The sequence below is a fragment of the Cupriavidus sp. 01L415 genome, assembly GCF_056400065.1.
In genome coordinates this window covers 315,825-332,103 of sequence record NZ_JBFTSP010000002.1, presented here as the reverse complement: position 1 = coordinate 332,103, position 16,279 = coordinate 315,825, and the positions used below count along the sequence as shown (strand labels likewise).

At 66.5% G+C, this 16,279-nt stretch carries 13 protein-coding genes; 10 read left to right on the top strand and 3 right to left on the bottom strand.

Annotated elements, in window-relative coordinates:
- Position 1: 1 nt before the first annotated feature.
- Positions 2-3,517: a chromosome segregation protein SMC gene (smc, locus tag AC1DOX_RS06795; protein ID WP_441614838.1), complete on the bottom strand. Its 3,516-nt coding sequence runs from the start codon at positions 3,515-3,517 to the stop codon at positions 2-4.
- 469 nt (positions 3,518-3,986) lie between these two features.
- The gene (gene panE / locus AC1DOX_RS06790; protein ID WP_441614840.1) at positions 3,987-4,925 is read right to left on the bottom strand and encodes a 2-dehydropantoate 2-reductase; all 939 of its coding nucleotides are present in this window, start codon (positions 4,923-4,925) and stop codon (positions 3,987-3,989) included.
- Between the two features lie 362 nt (positions 4,926-5,287).
- Here panE and AC1DOX_RS06785 point away from each other — a divergent pair, with 362 nt between their 5' ends.
- From AC1DOX_RS06785 to AC1DOX_RS06740, 10 genes are all read left to right on the top strand, one after another.
- Positions 5,288-5,965 carry a carboxypeptidase regulatory-like domain-containing protein gene (locus tag AC1DOX_RS06785; protein ID WP_441614842.1) on the top strand — a complete coding sequence of 226 codons (678 nt, stop codon included), beginning with the start codon at positions 5,288-5,290 and terminating at the stop codon, positions 5,963-5,965.
- A 56-nt stretch (positions 5,966-6,021) separates the two neighbouring features.
- Entirely contained in the window at positions 6,022-7,149 is a 1,128-nt protein-coding gene (locus tag AC1DOX_RS06780; protein WP_441614844.1) for a metallophosphoesterase family protein, read from the top strand.
- A gap of 54 nt (positions 7,150-7,203) precedes the next feature.
- Positions 7,204-7,662 (top strand): hypothetical protein, encoded by a 459-nt coding sequence (locus tag AC1DOX_RS06775; protein ID WP_441614846.1) that lies wholly within the window; start codon positions 7,204-7,206, stop codon positions 7,660-7,662.
- 23 nt (positions 7,663-7,685) lie between these two features.
- A complete protein-coding gene (locus AC1DOX_RS06770) occupies positions 7,686-9,119 on the top strand; it encodes a cbb3-type cytochrome c oxidase subunit I (RefSeq protein WP_441614848.1) in 1,434 nt (477 codons plus the stop codon).
- The gene (locus AC1DOX_RS06765) at positions 9,116-10,828 is read left to right on the top strand and encodes a cbb3-type cytochrome c oxidase subunit II (RefSeq protein ID WP_441614850.1); all 1,713 of its coding nucleotides are present in this window, start codon (positions 9,116-9,118) and stop codon (positions 10,826-10,828) included. The genes AC1DOX_RS06770 and AC1DOX_RS06765 overlap by 4 nt, the downstream gene beginning before the upstream one ends.
- Before the next feature lie 30 nt (positions 10,829-10,858).
- Positions 10,859-11,038, top strand: a complete 180-nt coding sequence (locus AC1DOX_RS06760) for a hypothetical protein (RefSeq protein WP_441614852.1) — start codon at positions 10,859-10,861, stop codon at positions 11,036-11,038.
- The gene (locus AC1DOX_RS06755; RefSeq protein ID WP_441614854.1) at positions 11,031-11,240 is read left to right on the top strand and encodes a hypothetical protein; all 210 of its coding nucleotides are present in this window, start codon (positions 11,031-11,033) and stop codon (positions 11,238-11,240) included. The genes AC1DOX_RS06760 and AC1DOX_RS06755 overlap by 8 nt, the downstream gene beginning before the upstream one ends.
- Positions 11,241-11,496: 256 nt before the next feature.
- Positions 11,497-12,252, top strand: a complete 756-nt coding sequence (locus AC1DOX_RS06750) for a sulfite exporter TauE/SafE family protein (protein ID WP_441614856.1) — start codon at positions 11,497-11,499, stop codon at positions 12,250-12,252.
- Positions 12,253-12,270: 18 nt separating this feature from the next.
- Positions 12,271-14,439, top strand: a complete 2,169-nt coding sequence (locus AC1DOX_RS06745; RefSeq protein WP_441614858.1) for a heavy metal translocating P-type ATPase — start codon at positions 12,271-12,273, stop codon at positions 14,437-14,439.
- Positions 14,436-15,023, top strand: a complete 588-nt coding sequence (locus AC1DOX_RS06740) for an SCO family protein (protein WP_441614860.1) — start codon at positions 14,436-14,438, stop codon at positions 15,021-15,023. Before AC1DOX_RS06745 ends, AC1DOX_RS06740 begins: the two co-directional genes overlap by 4 nt.
- 98 nt (positions 15,024-15,121) lie before the next feature.
- On the opposite strand, the gene AC1DOX_RS06735 is transcribed toward AC1DOX_RS06740, so the two are convergent.
- Positions 15,122-16,087 carry a DMT family transporter gene (locus AC1DOX_RS06735; protein ID WP_441614862.1) on the bottom strand — a complete coding sequence of 322 codons (966 nt, stop codon included), beginning with the start codon at positions 16,085-16,087 and terminating at the stop codon, positions 15,122-15,124.
- Positions 16,088-16,279 lie beyond the last annotated feature (192 nt).

The following is a 16,279-nucleotide window of genomic DNA, read 5'->3' as shown; positions in this document are numbered from 1 at the left end:
CTTAAGCGGCCTCCGCCATCGACACTGCTGCATCCATATCCACCGCCACGATCCGCGATACACCCTGCTCCTGCATGGTCACGCCGATCAGCTGGTGGGCCATCTCCATCGCAATCTTGTTGTGGGAAATAAAGACGAACTGCGTCTTGTCGGACATGCGCGCCACCATGTTGGCGTAGCGTTCCGTGTTGGCATCGTCCAGCGGCGCGTCCACCTCATCCAGCAAGCAGAACGGGGCGGGGTTCAGCTGGAACATCGCGAACACCAGCGCGATCGCCGTCAGCGCCTTCTCGCCGCCGGACAGCAGGTGAATCGTCGAGTTCTTCTTGCCCGGGGGCTGCGCCATCACCTGCACGCCGGCATCGAGGATTTCCTCGCCGGTCATGATCAGGCGCGCCTGGCCACCGCCGAATAGCGACGGGAACAGCTCGCCAAAATGATGATTGACCTGGTCGAACGTGCCCTGCAGCAGCGCGCGGGTTTCCTGGTCGATCTTGGCGATCGCGTCTTCCAGCGTGTTGATGGCGTCGTTCAGGTCGGCGGACTGCGCGTCAAGGAACGTCTTGCGTTCGCGCGCGGCGGCCAGTTCGTCGAGCGCGGCCATGTTGACCGGACCCAGCGCGTTGATCGCGTTGTTGATCCGCGTGACTTCGCCCTGCAGATACGACGGCTTCAGGTCGCCGGTCAGTTTGTCCGCCAGCGTCGCTTCGTCGACCTGCGCGGTCGACAGCTGCTCGGTGAACTGCTCCTGGTTCAGGCGCGCGGCCTGCTCCTTCAACTGGCATTCCGTGATGCGGTCGCGCAGCGGCTGCAGGCTGCGTTCCGCGGCCAGGCGTTGCTCGTCGTACTGACGCAACTGCGCGGACAGCGCATCGAGTTCGATACGCGCGGCAGCCAGCTTTTCTTCCTTCTCCGCGCGCACCTCGAGGGCGTCCTGCAGGCCGGTGTGGGCGGTCTGCTCGTTGATCGTTTCCAGCTCGACGCGCGCATTTTCCAGCGACTCGGCGATGCGCTCGGACTGATCGGCGGCCATTTGGATATTGCGGCGCAGTTCGTCGATGCGACCCGACAAATTGCGCTCGGCAAACAATGCCTCCTGCGCGGCACGCTCGAAATCGCGCAACTGATGGCGGGCGGACGACAACTTGCTGTCCAGCGCCTCGAAGGCCATCTGGTGGTCCTCGTGCGAGGCCTGCATCTCCGCCAGCTGGGTATCGTGCTGCTCGAAGCTCGCCTCGGATTCCGCGCGCACGGCGCGTTGCTCCTCGATCTGCGCGCCGATCTCGGCCAGTTCCTCGCGGATCTGGCCGCTACGCGCCGAGAAGCGCTCCATCGCCTGCGACAGCTTGAGCACGTCCATCTGCAGCGTATGGACGCGGCGCGTGGCCTGCTCGGCACGCGAGCGGGCGTCGGCCAGCGTCTGGCTGGACTGCGTGTAGGCAGCCTCGGCCCGCACGGCCTGGGTCTTGGCCTCGTCGGACAGTAGCGTCTGCGCGCGGGCCTGCTTCTGCAGGTTTTCGATTTCCTGCTCGCGGGCCAGCATGCCGGCCTGTTCGGAATCGGCGGCATAGATCTGGATCGCGTTGCGGCCGACCAGGTGGCCATCCGCTACGACGAATTGCGCGCCTTCCGGCAGCGTATTGCGCGCAGCCAGGGCCTGCGCCATGTCGGTGGCCGTGTAGATATCGGCCAGCCAGTCCTGCATCACCGCGCGGATGCCGGGTTCGGTGATCTGCACCAGCGACATCAGCGGACGCAGGCCAGCCGGCGCCTCAATGGGGCGGGCGGCGGGCGGCGGGGAATAGAAGGCCAGCTTGGCCGGCGGCGCATCGGACAGGAAGGCCTTGACCCAGTCCAGGTTCGAGACTTCCAGCGCGGCGAGCTTTTCGCGCAGCACGGATTCCAGCGCGTTTTCCCAGCCCGGCTCGATATGGACCTTCTTCCAGAGACGCGGCAACTCGGACAGGCCATGGCGTTCCAGCCACGGCTGGACCTTGCCTTCGGTCTGGACGTTTTCCTGCAGCTGGCGCAGTGCCGCCAGACGCGCTTCCAGCGAGGCGATGGTCGCGGCTTCGCGCTGCACGCGCTCCTGCGCGCCACGGCGCTCGGCGTCCAGGCGCGGCACGGTGTCCTCGCTGTCCATCAGCACGGCCTGCGCTTCTTCCAGCAAGGCTTCCTGCTCAGCCAGTTCGGCGCGCTGCTCTTCCAGGCGCGTCTCGTCCGGGCGATCCAGACCCTTCTCTTCCTGAGACAGGCGATCCTTGCGCTGCTCCAGCTGCTGCAGCATCTGATCCGCGCTGCGCTGCTGCGCGGCTTCCAGCTTCAGTGCCTGCTCGGCCTGCATGATGCCGGCGCGCTGCTCGCCCAGCAGTTGCTGGGCGTCGCGCCACTGGCCTTCCAGCGTCGGCAGCTCATCGTTCTTCACGGCGACCGCTTCCTGCGCCTCGATCGTGCGGGCTTCGGCCAGCGCCAGGCTTTCCTCGGCCTGGGCCAGTTCCTCGGTGGCCTGTTCGGCCTTGCCCTGCCACTGCTCACGCTGCGTGCTCAGGGCCGCGATCTGGGCCTGCACGCGGTTGCGCGACTCCACCACGTAGCGGATCTCGGCCTCCAGCTTGCTGACCTCGGCGTTGGCCTCGTACAGCGCGCCCTGCGCGGTGTGCATGCCGTCGGACGCGGCATAGTGTGCCGCGCGCATCGTTTCCAGCTCGGCTTCGACGTGGCGCAGTTGCGCGGTCTGGGCCTCCAGGTCGATCTGCGCCGTTTCAATCGCGCGCGTGTGGCGCTCCTGCTCGGCCTGGGCTTCGCGCTTGCGCAGCAGCCACAGCAGGTGCTGTTTCTCTTCGCCATCGGCCTGCAGCGTCTTGAAGCGTTGCGCCACCTCGGCCTGCCCCTCGAGCTTGTCGAGGTTGCTGCCCAGTTCGCGCAGGATGTCTTCCACGCGGGTCAGGTTCTCGCGGGTGTCGCCCAGGCGGTTTTCGGTCTCGCGGCGGCGTTCCTTGTACTTGGACACGCCGGCGGCCTCTTCCAGGAAGATCCGCATGTCATCGGGCTTGGCCTCGATGATCCGGGAGATCATGCCCTGCCCGATGATGGCGTACGCGCGCGGGCCCAGGCCGGTGCCCAGGAAGATGTCCTGGATGTCGCGGCGGCGGACCGGCTGGTTGTTGATGTAGTAGGACGACGTGCCGTCGCGCGTCAGCACGCGCTTGACGGCCACTTCGGCGTATTGGCTCCACTGGCCGGCGGCACGGCCTTCGGCGTTGTCGAACACCAGTTCCACGCTGGCGCGGCCGGCCTGCTTGCGGGCCGTGGAGCCATTGAAGATGACGTCCTGCATGGATTCGCCACGCAACTCGGAGGCACGTGACTCGCCCAACACCCAGCGCACGGCGTCGATGATGTTGGATTTACCGCATCCGTTGGGACCTACGATGCCGACCAGCTGGCCGGGCACTTGAAAATTGGTGGGATCGACGAAGGACTTGAAGCCCGCCAGCTTGATCGAGGACAGTCGCACGGTTGTCGTGTGGTTTGGGCAATACGAAGATAGGAAAAGCCGGGCTGTCCCGGAGCGCTCGGCGCGGCGTGACGCCTGCGACCCTTCCTGCCCCCGGTGCCCGATAGATTGGCGGTAATCATACCATCGCCATACCCTCGTCCGGCCGCTTTATCGACCGTTGCGCAGGCCCCGAAACGGCTCCGGCCGGAATTGGAAAACCCTTGCCATTCCATCGCTTGCGGACGTTGCTGCAAGCATTTTCTAGGCACCCGGCCTGTTACGCCGAAACGTCACCGTGCCGGCGCCGGCGGAAATGTCTTAGGGTTATTGCTAATCCGTTCCAATGCCCGCGTGATCCCGGAGACCCTCCGGGCAAGCGCCCTCCCCGCCGCTCCGCCGCCATCGTGGCCGTCACATGCCAGGGCCGGGTGCGGCTTGCTGTACGGATGACGACCCACCCGCCACGCGCGCGGCTGGCGGGCCAGTGCTATCCGCCGCGCGCCTGGCGTGCCTCGTAGGCCTTCAGGTGGCCATAGGCGAGGCGCAGCAGCGACAGCCCGCCGCGCTGCCCCTGCGCCGACGGCCCGCGCCGGATCAGGTCGCCGAGGATATGGTCGGCTTCCGTGCGCGAGCGGTTCTCGACATCGCGCAGCATGGATGCCGTCAGCGGCGACGGCGTGAGAAGCATTCTGTTGGCACGCACATCGAATTCCGGCGGCATGACGTGGCCATTCTCCTGCGCAACGGCACGGCATTCGTCCAGCAGGCCTTCGATAAACGCCTTGCCGTCCGGCGTGCCGAGGATATCGCCGACCGATGCCCGCATCAGGCAGGTGCTGCCCGCCAGCGTTGCGAGGAATATCCATTTCTCCCACATGCTTTGCACGATGTCCGGACTGACCGCGATATCGAATCCGGCCCCCGTCATCGTGTCGGCAATCGCCTGCACGCGCGGCGACACGCCTCCCGACAGTTCGCCAAAGGTGATGCCGTGAATGTCGTTCAGATGAACGATTTCACCCTCGGGATTCAGCGTCGCCGCGATCACGCACTGGCCGCCCAGCACCTGGTCGTTGCCAAAGCGCTGTTGCAGGACATCGATGTGCCGCATGCCGTTGAGCAACGGCAGGATGACCGTCGACGGCCCCACCATCGGCGCGAACGATGCCATGGCATCGTCGTCCAGGCTGTACGCCTTGCAACTCAGCAGGACCAGGTCGAATGCCCCGGCGGCGTCGCCGGTCTGGACCGTCCTGACCTCTCGCAACGCAAGGTCGCCGCGCGGGCTCCTGATCACCAGCCCGCCGTGACGCAGCGTCTCGGCCCGCTGCGGCCGCACCAGAAAGGTCACGTCCCGGCCGGCTGCGGCAAGACGCCCACCAAAATAGCCGCCGACGGCCCCCGCTCCGACTACCAGCACTCGCATGATCCACGCCTCCTGAAATGTCGCGTCGGCACGCATCGCCGTGTGGCCAACGAGATCGATGCACGGACTCTAGCAGAGCGACGCGTGGATCGTCGTCCGCATTGCCGCGACCGAAGCACCTGAGCGCGGCAACGCAGCATCGACAAGCGCACAACAAGGGTGACTGCTCCTTGCATTGACCCGCGCGCGTACTATGCTTCAGCGAAATCCAATAGTTATTGGCTGTACTTTGGTTGTCTGCAAGGTCAGTTAATCACGTAACTGCCCGGGGGATGAAGAAGAAAGAGCGCACCCCACAGCGCTCGAAGGCAGGAAACATTATGTGTTTCTACGGTCGCAATTCGCGTTGCCTGCAATTGGCAATGCTGAGCGTGCTCAGCCTCCCCGCCTTTGCCTATGATGTCGCCCCCGTCTCCGGCGGCGGCAAGATCGAGGGCAAAGTCACCTTCCAGGGCACCGTCCCCATCCGCAAGATCATCCCCACCAAGGACCGTGACGTCTGCGGTGGTCCGCGCGATGAACCTCAGGTTCGCGTCGGCGCCGGCAAAGGCGTCCAGGACGCCGTGGTGTATCTCAAGGAAGTTCCCAAAGGCAAGGACTGGGGCGCACCGGACAAGGTCCCCGTGCTGGACCAGGAGCACTGCATCTTCAAGCCCGCGGTACAGGTGATCCGCCCCGGCAAGATCGAAGTCACCAGCTCCGATCCGGTCCTGCATAACACGCACGGCTTCTACGGCCAGCGCACGGCGTTCAACCTGGCACTGCCGGAAAAAGGGGTCAAGATCACGCGCGATTTGCCGCGGCCCGGTCTCGTACGCGTCGAATGCGATGCGCATGGCTGGATGCTGGCGCATATCTACGTCGCGGACAGCCCGTACTACGCCCTGACAGGTGAAGACGGCAGCTTCCGCATCGACGATATTCCGCCCGGCAATTACACCGTGGTCGCCACGCAGTCCTACACCGGAGACACCGAGATGCCCGTCACGGTAGCCGGTGGCCAGACCGCAAAGCTCTCGATCGAACTGAAGAAGAAATAACTTCAGTTTCACACCGCAGTTTCATCACCCCCCCAGGGGGGGCGGAGGGCCGCCAGATGAACGACTTTGAACTCGAACGACGCGAATTGCACCGGACCCTGCGCGGGCCGGGCGATCGCCCCGAAGGCGGTGCGGTCTGGACACGCCGCACGTTCATGCACCAGGCGCTGCTGAAAGGCGTGGCAGGGGCCGCCGCATGTGGATTCTTTCCACTCCTCAGCACGCTCGACGTGGCCTACGGCCAGACCGGCCAGACCTTCCGCTTTGCCTGGGTGTCCGACACCCACCTCTATCCCCGGGACGTGAACTCCCGCTTCGTGGAAAAGACCGTGCGCGCCTTCCAGGAAGTCCAGGCGATGAATCCGCCGGCCGACTTCATGATCTTTGGCGGCGACCTCGCGCAACTTGGCGATCCCGTCGAACTGAAACTCGGCGCCGACCTGCTCAAGGAAGTGAAGATCCGCAAGGTCTTCATTCCGGGCGAGCACGACTGGTACCTGGATATGGGGTCGACCTGGAACAAGACTTTCGGCACCGCGCCGTGGACCTTCGACCACAAGGGCGTGCGCGTGATCGGCCTGAACACCATCGCCGGCGCGCCAGATTTCTGGACGGCTCGCAAGATGACGCCGAAGGAGCGAATGGGACATATGGCCACGCTCGACGGCACGCTGGGCGGCGCGTGGTCGGTCATCGGCGACAAGCAGCTGCGCTGGCTCAGCAGCACGCTGTCAGGCTGGCCCAAGACCAGCCCCGTGATCCTGTTCACGCATACCCCGCTGTATGAGTACTACCCGCCGTGGAACTTCTGGATCCGCGACTGGCGCGAGGCGCATGAAGTCCTCAAGCCGTACGACAACGTCACCAATATCCACGGCCATACGCACCAGGTGCTCTACAACGAGATCGGCAAGATCCGCTCGATCGGCATGCTGGCCACCTCCTGGCCGTGGCCGTATGCGCCCGAAGGCGTGCCCCTTCTGACCAGGCCTATGATCCGGGCCGATCCGGGCGATCATTTCGACGGCGTGGGCTGGAGCACCCTGACGATGACCGCACCGGGGCGGGTCGACAACGAATACAAGATGTGGCGCAAGACGGTGTTCGCCGATCACCCGGCGGACTCCGGCACCGAGGACAATCGCAACCAGGTCCTCAGCCCACGCATCGCCGACCGTATGTAGAGAAGGAGCGGCCGGCACCCCTCATCCGGCGCAGCAATGCGTGAGGAGAGAACGATGAAAAAACACGAATGGCATGCCCGGGCCCTGACGGCGGGCGTGGCCGTGTTGCTGCTGCTCGGCTACGACAGCGACCGGCCGATGGCGCACAAGGAACCCCACACATCGGATCAACTGAAAGCGTTCGAAGACGTCTTCATGGAACAGGTGAAGGTCGGCGACCAGCTCTTCCACGGCGATCCCGGCGCGCAGAAGCAGCTGAACGTCAAGCTGACGAACACCGGCATGGCCTGCGCGATGTGCCACCCGTTTGCCTCCGACACGCACCCGCACGAGTTCCCGAAATTCCAGGAGCAGATGAACGAGTTCGCCACATTGCGCGACATGATCAACTGGTGCATCGAGAAACCAAACGAAGGCGAGAAGATCGACCCCAACGGGCCTGCCATGAAGGCCCTTGAGGCTTACATCTACTACTCGAACCGCAACAGCAAGCTCGACCCTGGCAGGCACTGAGTCGCCCAAGAGAGCGCAAGCCCATGACCACCACCGCCCGCGCGACATCGGATCCATCCGAAGCATTTCCCGACCTGGATTCGCTGATCGACCGCGGGCTGGTGCTCAAGTGGCTGTACTGGGGCCTGTTCTGGCTGATGTTCACGCCCAGCATCGGCGTGACCATTTCCAGCCTGTTCAACTACCCCGACTACCTTGGCACCTCGCAGTACCTGACCTTCGGCCGCCTTCGGCCGATGCATGTCAACGGCGTGATCTTCGGCGCCTTCTCCACGCTCTTCATCGGCCTTTGCCACTATCTGCTGCCGCGCCTGTGCGGGGTGCCGGTCTGGAAGGGGCAATGGGGACACTGGCTGGTCTGGGTATGGAACCTGGGCCTGATCGCCGGCATGGCGTCACTGATGCTTGGCTACAACCAGGGGCTGGAAGCCGGCGAATTCCCGACGGCGATCGACGCCGTCATCTTCTTCGTGGTGTCCGTCACGACCGTGCAGTTCCTCATGACGATCGCGCATCGCCGCGAACCGCAACTGTATGTGGCGGTCTGGTACCTGATCGGCGCCTTTGTCTGGACCGTGATGAACCTGGTGCTGGGCAGCTTCATCCTGCCCTTCGCCATCACTGGCATCAACAGCGCGGCATTCCACGGCCTGTTCATCCACTACATCGTGGGCCTGTGGATCACGCCCGCGGGCTATGTGCTGATCTACTACTTCCTGCCCGCAAGCGTGCAGAACCCCGTCTACAGCCACAAGCTGTCGCTAGTGGGTTTCTGGTCGCTGGCGCTCTTCTACCCTTTCGTCGGCATTCACCACTATCTGTACAGCCCCATTGCCGACTGGGCGGAAACGCTGGCGATCATCACCTCCATGCTGCTGATCGTCCCGGTATGGACGGTCCTGCAGAATTTCTTCGGCACCATGATCGGCCGCTGGCACACGTTCACCCAGAACCTCACGGCCAAGTTCCTGATCATGGGGTCGCTGATGTACCTGGTGGGATGCTTCCAGGGTTCCACGGAAGCGCTGCGTTCGATCCAGCAGCCGACGCATTTCAGCGATTTCGTGATCTCGCATTCGCACCTGACCGTGTTCGGCACCTTCGTGGTCTGGGCCATCGGCGGCACGGTCTATGTGATACCCAAGCTGGTGGCGCGGCCGCTCTGGTCTCCCCGGCTCGGCAACTGGTCGTTCTGGCTGATCACCTTCGGCATCAGTCTGATGGGGCTGGACCTGACCATGGCCGGCCTGCAGCAAGGCTACATGCTGATGGCAGGCGTGGAATGGCTGGACTCCCTGGTGGCCATCCGCCCCTACTGGCTGGTTCGCACCACGGCCGGCATCTCCATGGACATTGGCATGTCCCTGCTGGTCTATAACCTGATGCGCACCGTCCTGTCGGCGGAGCCGGCAACGGACACAGGCCCCGCGCGCTCCGTACAGGGAGCCGCCCCATGACCCGGCGCCCGGATGGCCGCTACGGACTGCGCTTCTATGCGCTGGTCGCCGGATTCGGCTGCATTTCGCTGGCCGCGTTCGTGCAGGGCGTGCTGCCCATGCTGGAGCCCCAGTCGCGGACCGACAAGGTCACCCAGGTGGTGCGCACCGATCTGGGCGAACTCAAATGGATCGAGGCCCAGGCCACGGACTACACGCCGCTGCAACTGCGCGGGCGCGCGGTCTATACGCGAGAAGGCTGCTGGTACTGCCACTCGCAATTCGTGCGCCCCGTCACTGGCGAGACACGACGCTGGGGCCCCGTCGCCCAGGCTGGCGAGTACGCCTTCGACCTGCCGCATCTGTTCTCCACGCGACGCATCGGACCCGACCTCTCGCGCGTGGGCCTGAAATACAGCGATGCCTGGCACCTGGCGCATTTCTGGGATCCGCGCATGCTGTCGCCCGACTCCATCATGCCGCGGTTTTCCGCGCTGTTCACCGGCCCCCACGTCGCCAAACTGGTGACGGATCAGCAGGGGCGCCGCACCATCGAGAACACGCCGCAAACCCGCCTGCTGTTCGATTTCGGCAGCAGCCAGACGATCACCCTGACTCCCAACCAGTCTGGGCTGCTCTACGTGCCGGAACGCGGCAAGTACCCCGTGATCCTGACGCCCAATCACGAGTTCGAAGGCGAGACCGTCACCCTGCTGACCGACACCGAGGACCTGCGGGCGCTGGTGGCCTATCTGCAGAAACTCGGCACCAACCGCGGCAAGTGGCGCGACCGGTTCGAGCCGCAGCAGATGGAAGCCTCGCAGACTTCCGTGCCGCGCTCGGAGGAATGGATCGCGCATGGCAAGACGGTGTACGAGCGCCGCTGCCTCGGCTGCCACGGCGTCAAGGGCGACGGCAACGGCCCGGCCGCCGCATTCATGCAAAAGGACCGCCCGCGCAACTTCACGCTGGGCGTGTTCAAGTTCCGCCTCACGCCGTCGGGCTCGATGCCGGATGACGGCGACCTGCTCCGCACCATCACGCGCGGCGTGCGCGGGACGGCGATGCCGAGCTGGCACGAGCTGCCGGAGAAGGATCGCCTGGCGGTGATCCAGTACATCAAGTACGAACTGGCGGCCGACCGCAGCAAGCCCGACAAGCCTTACTTCTATTTCCTGGAGGAACCGGCGCTGGCTCCCATCTTCATCGGCGTTCCGCCCAAGCCGTCGGCGGAAACCATCTTGCGTGGCAAGCAGGCCTGGGACCGCGCCAAATGCTGGGAATGCCACGGGCGCGGCGGCAAGGGTGACGGCGAAAAGGCGGCCGGCCTCAAGGACGACTTCGGCTTCCCCATTCCGCCGGCCAACCTGACCACCGGGCAATTCAAGTCCGGCGCATCGGTCAAGGACATCTTCCGCACCATGAGCACGGGGCTCTCCGGTACGCCGATGCCGTCGTTCAGCGACACCGTGTCCGAGGCCGACCGCTGGGCGCTCGCGTACTTCGTCCTGTCGCTGTCGGCCTACACCGATCCGCTGACCGGCCAGCCGTTACCCATTTCACCCGAGCAAAAGGCCGCGCTGAACGACCCCGCGCTGCGCGCGGACGAGTCGCGCCAGGCTTACCGTGCACCGGGCACCGGTCAGCCGGCGCAACCTGGCCAGCCGAGCACCTATGCGGGCGAAGCCTGGGCCAGGCGGCATGGCTTCGCGTTCGCCGACGAACGCTGACACGAACGCTGACGAACCCGGGGCGCGATCATGGCCGAACTCACCTTCCTGCAATTCGTCGTGGCCTTCTTCATGAGCCTCGGCGCGGTCTGCCTGTTCATCTGGGCCGTGCTGTCCGGATTGTTCGAGGACGTGGAAGCCATCAAGTACAAGGCCTACCGGGCCGAGGTCAGCGATGACGGCGCGGAGGAGAAAACCGGCCATGAGTAACGAACGCGACGACACCCCCGCCGGGCAGGAACTGCCCCACCACCGTCAGACCGAGGACTACGGCGGCGGCCACATCCAGGCGCGCCACGGACGCATCAACGCCTGGCTGCTGGTCGTCTACCTGGTGCTGTTCATCTGGGCGCTGTACTACGGCTACACATACTGGGGCGGGCTTGGGCCGGGGCTCGACCTGACACGCTAGCCCGCCACCCGCCTGCGCACGACCCACTGGAGATCCACATGGCACCGAGACTGCTGCTGGCACTGGCCCTGCTCAATCTGGCCTTCCTGTTCGGCGAGCTTGCGCTTAACATTCTCGGCGTGCGCCTGCTGTGAAGGGCGAAGGGAGCCTGCCATGACCCTTTACGAATCGATCGCCTTCTGGATCTTCGTCATCATGACGGTCGGATTCTTTGCGTGGGTGGCGTATCTGGCGGCACACAAATAACGGGAAAGCCATGACCGCCCTGTGGCTCGTCTTCCTGGCCGGCGCCGCCGGCAGCATGCACTGTGTCGGCATGTGCGGCGGCTTTGCATGCGGCCTGGGGCCCGCGCCCGGCGGACGCCTCGCCACCCTGCTGCGGCACCTGGCCTACAGCGTGGGCCGCATTGGCAGCTACGCCTTCCTCGGCACGCTGGCCGGCTATCTCGGCATGCTGCTGGTCGGTCACGCGGGCGAGAACAGCACGGCCAGCATGATCCAGCGCGCGCTGGCCGTATTGTCCGGCCTGCTGATGCTGGGGATCGGGCTGAACCTGGCCGGACTGCTCGGCCATCGCGGCCATGCCCTCGGCGGGGCAGGAGCCCGGTGGCTGACACAGTCGCTGCGCACCTTGCTGCGCCAGCCCGGGCCCGGCGCGCCGCTGGCGTTTGGCGTGCTGAACGGGTTTCTCCCCTGCCCGCTGGTCTATGCCTTCGCCGCCCAGGCGGCGGCCAGTGGCACGGCGCTGACCGGGCTGCAGATCATGGTCGCATTCGGGCTGGGCACCTTGCCGGCGATGCTGGCCATGAGCGGACTCGGTCTCTGGTGGCGCGCGCGCCACCAGCCTGACGGCGCGCCGGCGCAGCCGGTGGTAGCCAGCTTCCTGCCCGCGCCGGCCGCGCGCCTCGACTGGCGCATGCAGGGCGTGCGGGCGGCCGGCGGATTTATCGTCCTGCTGGGGCTGATTACGCTGGCCCGTGGCGTCGTGCCGATGAGCGCCCACCTGCACTAGGGATTTCCGACCACCGCCATGGAAACTCCCCACGCCTGCAGCCACTGCCAACTGCCAGTCGGCCGACTGGGCCAGCAGCGCGAGATCGATGGCGAAGCCCACTGGTTCTGCTGCTATGGCTGCTGCCTGGCCTATCAGGTGCACCACGGCGACCACGAGGAACCGCAGGCGGCGGCGGCCCTGATCCGTCTCGGCGTGGGCGGCTTCCTCGCGATGAACGTCATGCTGTTCAGCTGGTTGTTCTACGCGAATGCCTTTACCGGTGACGAGGCATGGTTGCGCCAGCCCGTTCTCTGGCTGTTGTGGGCGCTGGCCACGCCGCTGGTGCTGCTCCTCGGTCGCCCATTTGCCGAAGGCGCGTGGCAGACTGCGCAGCGGGGACGGTTCTCCACCGACACACTGGTCTGCATCGGCGTGCTCGCCGCCTATGGCTACTCGGGCTGGCAGGTATGGCGGGCGTCCGAACTGGTCTACTTCGACACCGCCGCCATGGTGCTGCTGCTGTTCACGCTGGGCCGCCTGCTCGAAGCGCAGGTACGGGTCCGCACGGCGCGTCGGCTGGCGCCCATGCTGGCGGCCGAGCGCGCCGAAGCGCGCGTGGTCGATGGCCATACGGAATGCTGGCGCGCCGTCACCGCGATCGGGCCGGGCGAACTGGTGCGGATTCTCCCCGGCGAACGCGTCCCGGTTGACGGCATCGTCGTCGATGGCCGCTCGGAGTGTAACGAGGCCGTGCTGACCGGGCAGAGCGAACCCCAGTTCAAGCCGCCCGGCGCGCTGGTGCATGCCGGCAGTGTCAACGGAAGCCGGCCGCTCCTGGTCCAGGCCACGGTGGCCGGCGCCCAGACGCGTTGGCAGCAGATCGGCCGGCAGGTGCGGGAAGCGCTGGCGCGCAAGACCCTGGCGGGGGATACGGTGGATCGCATCGTGGCCGTATTCGTGCCGGGCGTGCTGGCCCTGGCCGCCGTCAGCGCGTGGTTCTGGGGCAGCCGCGCGGGCGATCCGGCGCAGGCGGCCGATGCGGCCATGCTGGCCGGGCTGGCCGTGCTGGTGGTGGCCTGTCCTTGCTCGCTGGGCCTGGCCGCGCCGCTGGCCCATGCGTTGGCCATCGGCCAGGCGGCGCAGCACGGCATCCTGGTCCGCGGCGGCGACGTGCTGGAGTCGCTGGCGCGCCTGGAAGGCGTCGCCTTCGACAAGACCGGTACGCTGACCGCCGATACGCTGCTGCCCGTCGGCATACAGGCCGACGGCGCCAGTCATGCGCAGGTCCTGCGTGTGGCGGCAGGGCTGGCACAGGCCTCGGTCCATCCGGCCGCGCGGGCGATTGCCGCGATGGCACGCTATGCGGCAACGCCGGGCGCGGCGCCCGCATCCAACGACATCGCCTCCAGTGCCGGCGAGGGACTCACCGGATCCTTCGACGGGATGCATTGCGCGCTGGGATCGCCGGCATTCCTCGGCACGCTTGGCTGGGAGGTTCCGCCCGCTCTGCTCGCCGTGGCACCGCTCGGCTGCACGCTCGTGCTGGTGGGCTGGGACGGGCAGGCGCATGGCCTGATCGCGCTACGCACGCTGGCCATGCCGGATGCCGGCGAGGTGATCGCCGAGGTGCAGCGCCTGGGCCTGCGCACCCTGCTTCTGAGCGGCGACAACGCGCATGCGGTGGAGGAAATGGCCGGCGAACTGAACATCGGCGCGTGGCAGGCCGGGCTGCTGCCGCAAGAGAAGGTGCGCGCGCTGCGCGACTGGGCAAGCGGGACGGGGCGAGTCGCCATGGTCGGCGACGGCCTCAACGACGGGCCTGTGCTGGCAGCCGCATCGGTCGGCATCGCGATGGGCAATGCTGCCGATCTGGCGCGCGAGAGCGCGGACGTCGTGCTGCCGCGCACCGGGCTGGCCAGCCTGCCGTGGCTGCTGCAGCGATCGCGTCAGGTGCGCCGGACCGTCCGCACCAACCTGGCCTGGGCCTTTGGCTACAACGCGATCGCGCTCGCGCTGGCTGCCAGCGGCCTGCTGCAGCCGGTGCTCGCGGCGATCCTGATGGGCGGCTCCAGCGTGCTCGTCGCCCTGCGCTCATGGCGCGCCTGCGCCGTTGCCGACGCACAGCCGGAAACCGGGGGCAGCCCGGGTGCCCGCAGCCCGGGCCGGCCTGCCGCGCTGCCTTCCGGCCAGGGAGCGTTGCCATGAATCGATGCCTGCCCCGGCTTGCCGCCTGCCTGTGCGCAATCCTGCTGCCGCTGCTGGCGCAGGCCTCGCACAACGCGACGCAGCAAACCGATATGTCCTCGGGAGGCTGGCCGGTCGGCGCCTTCAGCCTCACGGACCAGCACGGCCGGCCCTTCACGCAGGCACAGCTGCAGGACCGCTGGACCCTCGTGCTGCTGGGCGACACACACTGCGGCGAGCCGTGCAGCAAGGCGCTGACCGCGCTGACAGGCCTCTACCAGCGCATCAGCACCACGCAGAAACTTGCCACCACGCAAGTGCTGTTCATTTCGCTGGACCCGCGGCGCGATAACCCGGAGGCGCTGCGGCGGTATCTGGCGCCCTATGACGCGCGCTTCGTCGGCGCCACGGGCAGCGCCGAGACGCTGGCGGGACTCATCGACGATCTCGGCGCGAAGCCTGGCGTGCCGCCCACTGCCAATGCCCCGTATCCCGGGTCGCTGATTCTGATCGGGCCAGATGGGACGGTGCGCGGGCAGTTCCTGCCACCGTTCGACGTCCCCTTGCTGACCGCCGCATACCTGAAGGCACGCGTACGGAAGTGATGCGCGGCTCGCCTGTCGGCCAACTGACGACCAACGGATACGAGCCGGCTCGATGTGACCTTGCCGCACGACCCGGAGTGACGCGGAAGTATCAAACCCTACGCGGCCGCCTCCACGCCCGGCGCCGCCACCGTGCCGGCTGGCTTCGCGCGGTGCACCAGCCCTGACAAGGCGCCGGCCGCCACGATGCACAGCCCGCCTGCCGCCTCCTTCCAGCTCAGTGTTTCCGTCGCCAGCCACCAGGCCGACACGGCCGCCACCACGATCTCGAACAGCATCAGCAGCGACACCCGGTTGGCCGGCAACCGCTGCAGCCCATACTGGACGATGGCATTGCTCACCACCAGCACGACGGACAGGCCGAGCACCAGCGACGCCACGGACACGCCGGCACCGCGTGCCAGCACCACATGGCTGCCATCCAGCAACAGCGCACAGGGCACGCCGACCACCGTGCAGCCGACATAGACCACGACCGTACGCAGACGGGCGTCCATCTCCGGAAAGCGCTGCCCCGCGCGGCGTGACAGCACATTGTTGACGGCAAAGCCCATGCCGCCGGCGAGGCCCGACCATTCGGCGGCATTGCCCGGCAGCGGCACCCCGACCTCGGGCGTCCACAGCATCAGCCCGGCGCCAAAGAGCGCCAGCGCCACCAGCAGCAGGCCGGCGGCGGACAGGCGCTCGCCCAGGAACATCCGGGCAAACAGCGCGGTCCAGACCGGCGTGAGGTAGAACAGCAGCAGCACGCGCATCACATGGCCATTGACGCTGCCCCAGACAAACCCGGCATTGGTCACGCCCGCGGCCAGCCCGATCGCGGCGAACAGCCACGACCCGCGCAGGCCCGACAGTTGCCGCCGGAACACGATCAGCGAAATCAGGGCGGCGGTGCAACTCACCAGCGCCGCCGCGCTCATGCCGCCCAGCCCCCAGCCGTTCAGCACGCGATACGGAAACCAGGCGATGCCCCAGACCGAGGCGCCAAACAGGATGGACAGGGACGATTTGACGGAATGCGGGTCGGCGGGGATATGCTGCGCCGCAACGTTGGATGCGCTCATGGAAATGGGAAAAACGGGGAAAAACAGGAAAAGATCGCAAGGCAGGCGGCCGCACGAAGCACACAGCATGGAGGGGTGGCGGGAGCGGCGACGGCCAGTGCGGTGGCCATCACCGGTTGCCGATGCCCGGCATCGGTGCGCGAACCGGGCGCCAGGGCCTCGCCGACGCACGGAATGCGGTGCCATTCCTCT

Coding starts and splice junctions, on each gene's coding strand:
- panE (WP_441614840.1), bottom strand. CDS start 4,925: ATGCGAGTGCTGGTAGTCGGAGCGGGGGCCGTCGGCGGCTATTTTGGT.
- AC1DOX_RS06785 (WP_441614842.1), top strand. CDS start 5,288: ATGCTGAGCGTGCTCAGCCTCCCCGCCTTTGCCTATGATGTCGCCCCC.
- AC1DOX_RS06780 (WP_441614844.1), top strand. CDS start 6,022: ATGAACGACTTTGAACTCGAACGACGCGAATTGCACCGGACCCTGCGC.
- AC1DOX_RS06775 (WP_441614846.1), top strand. CDS start 7,204: ATGAAAAAACACGAATGGCATGCCCGGGCCCTGACGGCGGGCGTGGCC.
- AC1DOX_RS06770 (WP_441614848.1), top strand. CDS start 7,686: ATGACCACCACCGCCCGCGCGACATCGGATCCATCCGAAGCATTTCCC.
- AC1DOX_RS06765 (WP_441614850.1), top strand. CDS start 9,116: ATGACCCGGCGCCCGGATGGCCGCTACGGACTGCGCTTCTATGCGCTG.
- AC1DOX_RS06760 (WP_441614852.1), top strand. CDS start 10,859: ATGGCCGAACTCACCTTCCTGCAATTCGTCGTGGCCTTCTTCATGAGC.
- AC1DOX_RS06755 (WP_441614854.1), top strand. CDS start 11,031: ATGAGTAACGAACGCGACGACACCCCCGCCGGGCAGGAACTGCCCCAC.
- AC1DOX_RS06750 (WP_441614856.1), top strand. CDS start 11,497: ATGACCGCCCTGTGGCTCGTCTTCCTGGCCGGCGCCGCCGGCAGCATG.
- AC1DOX_RS06745 (WP_441614858.1), top strand. CDS start 12,271: ATGGAAACTCCCCACGCCTGCAGCCACTGCCAACTGCCAGTCGGCCGA.
- AC1DOX_RS06740 (WP_441614860.1), top strand. CDS start 14,436: ATGAATCGATGCCTGCCCCGGCTTGCCGCCTGCCTGTGCGCAATCCTG.
- AC1DOX_RS06735 (WP_441614862.1), bottom strand. CDS start 16,087: ATGAGCGCATCCAACGTTGCGGCGCAGCATATCCCCGCCGACCCGCAT.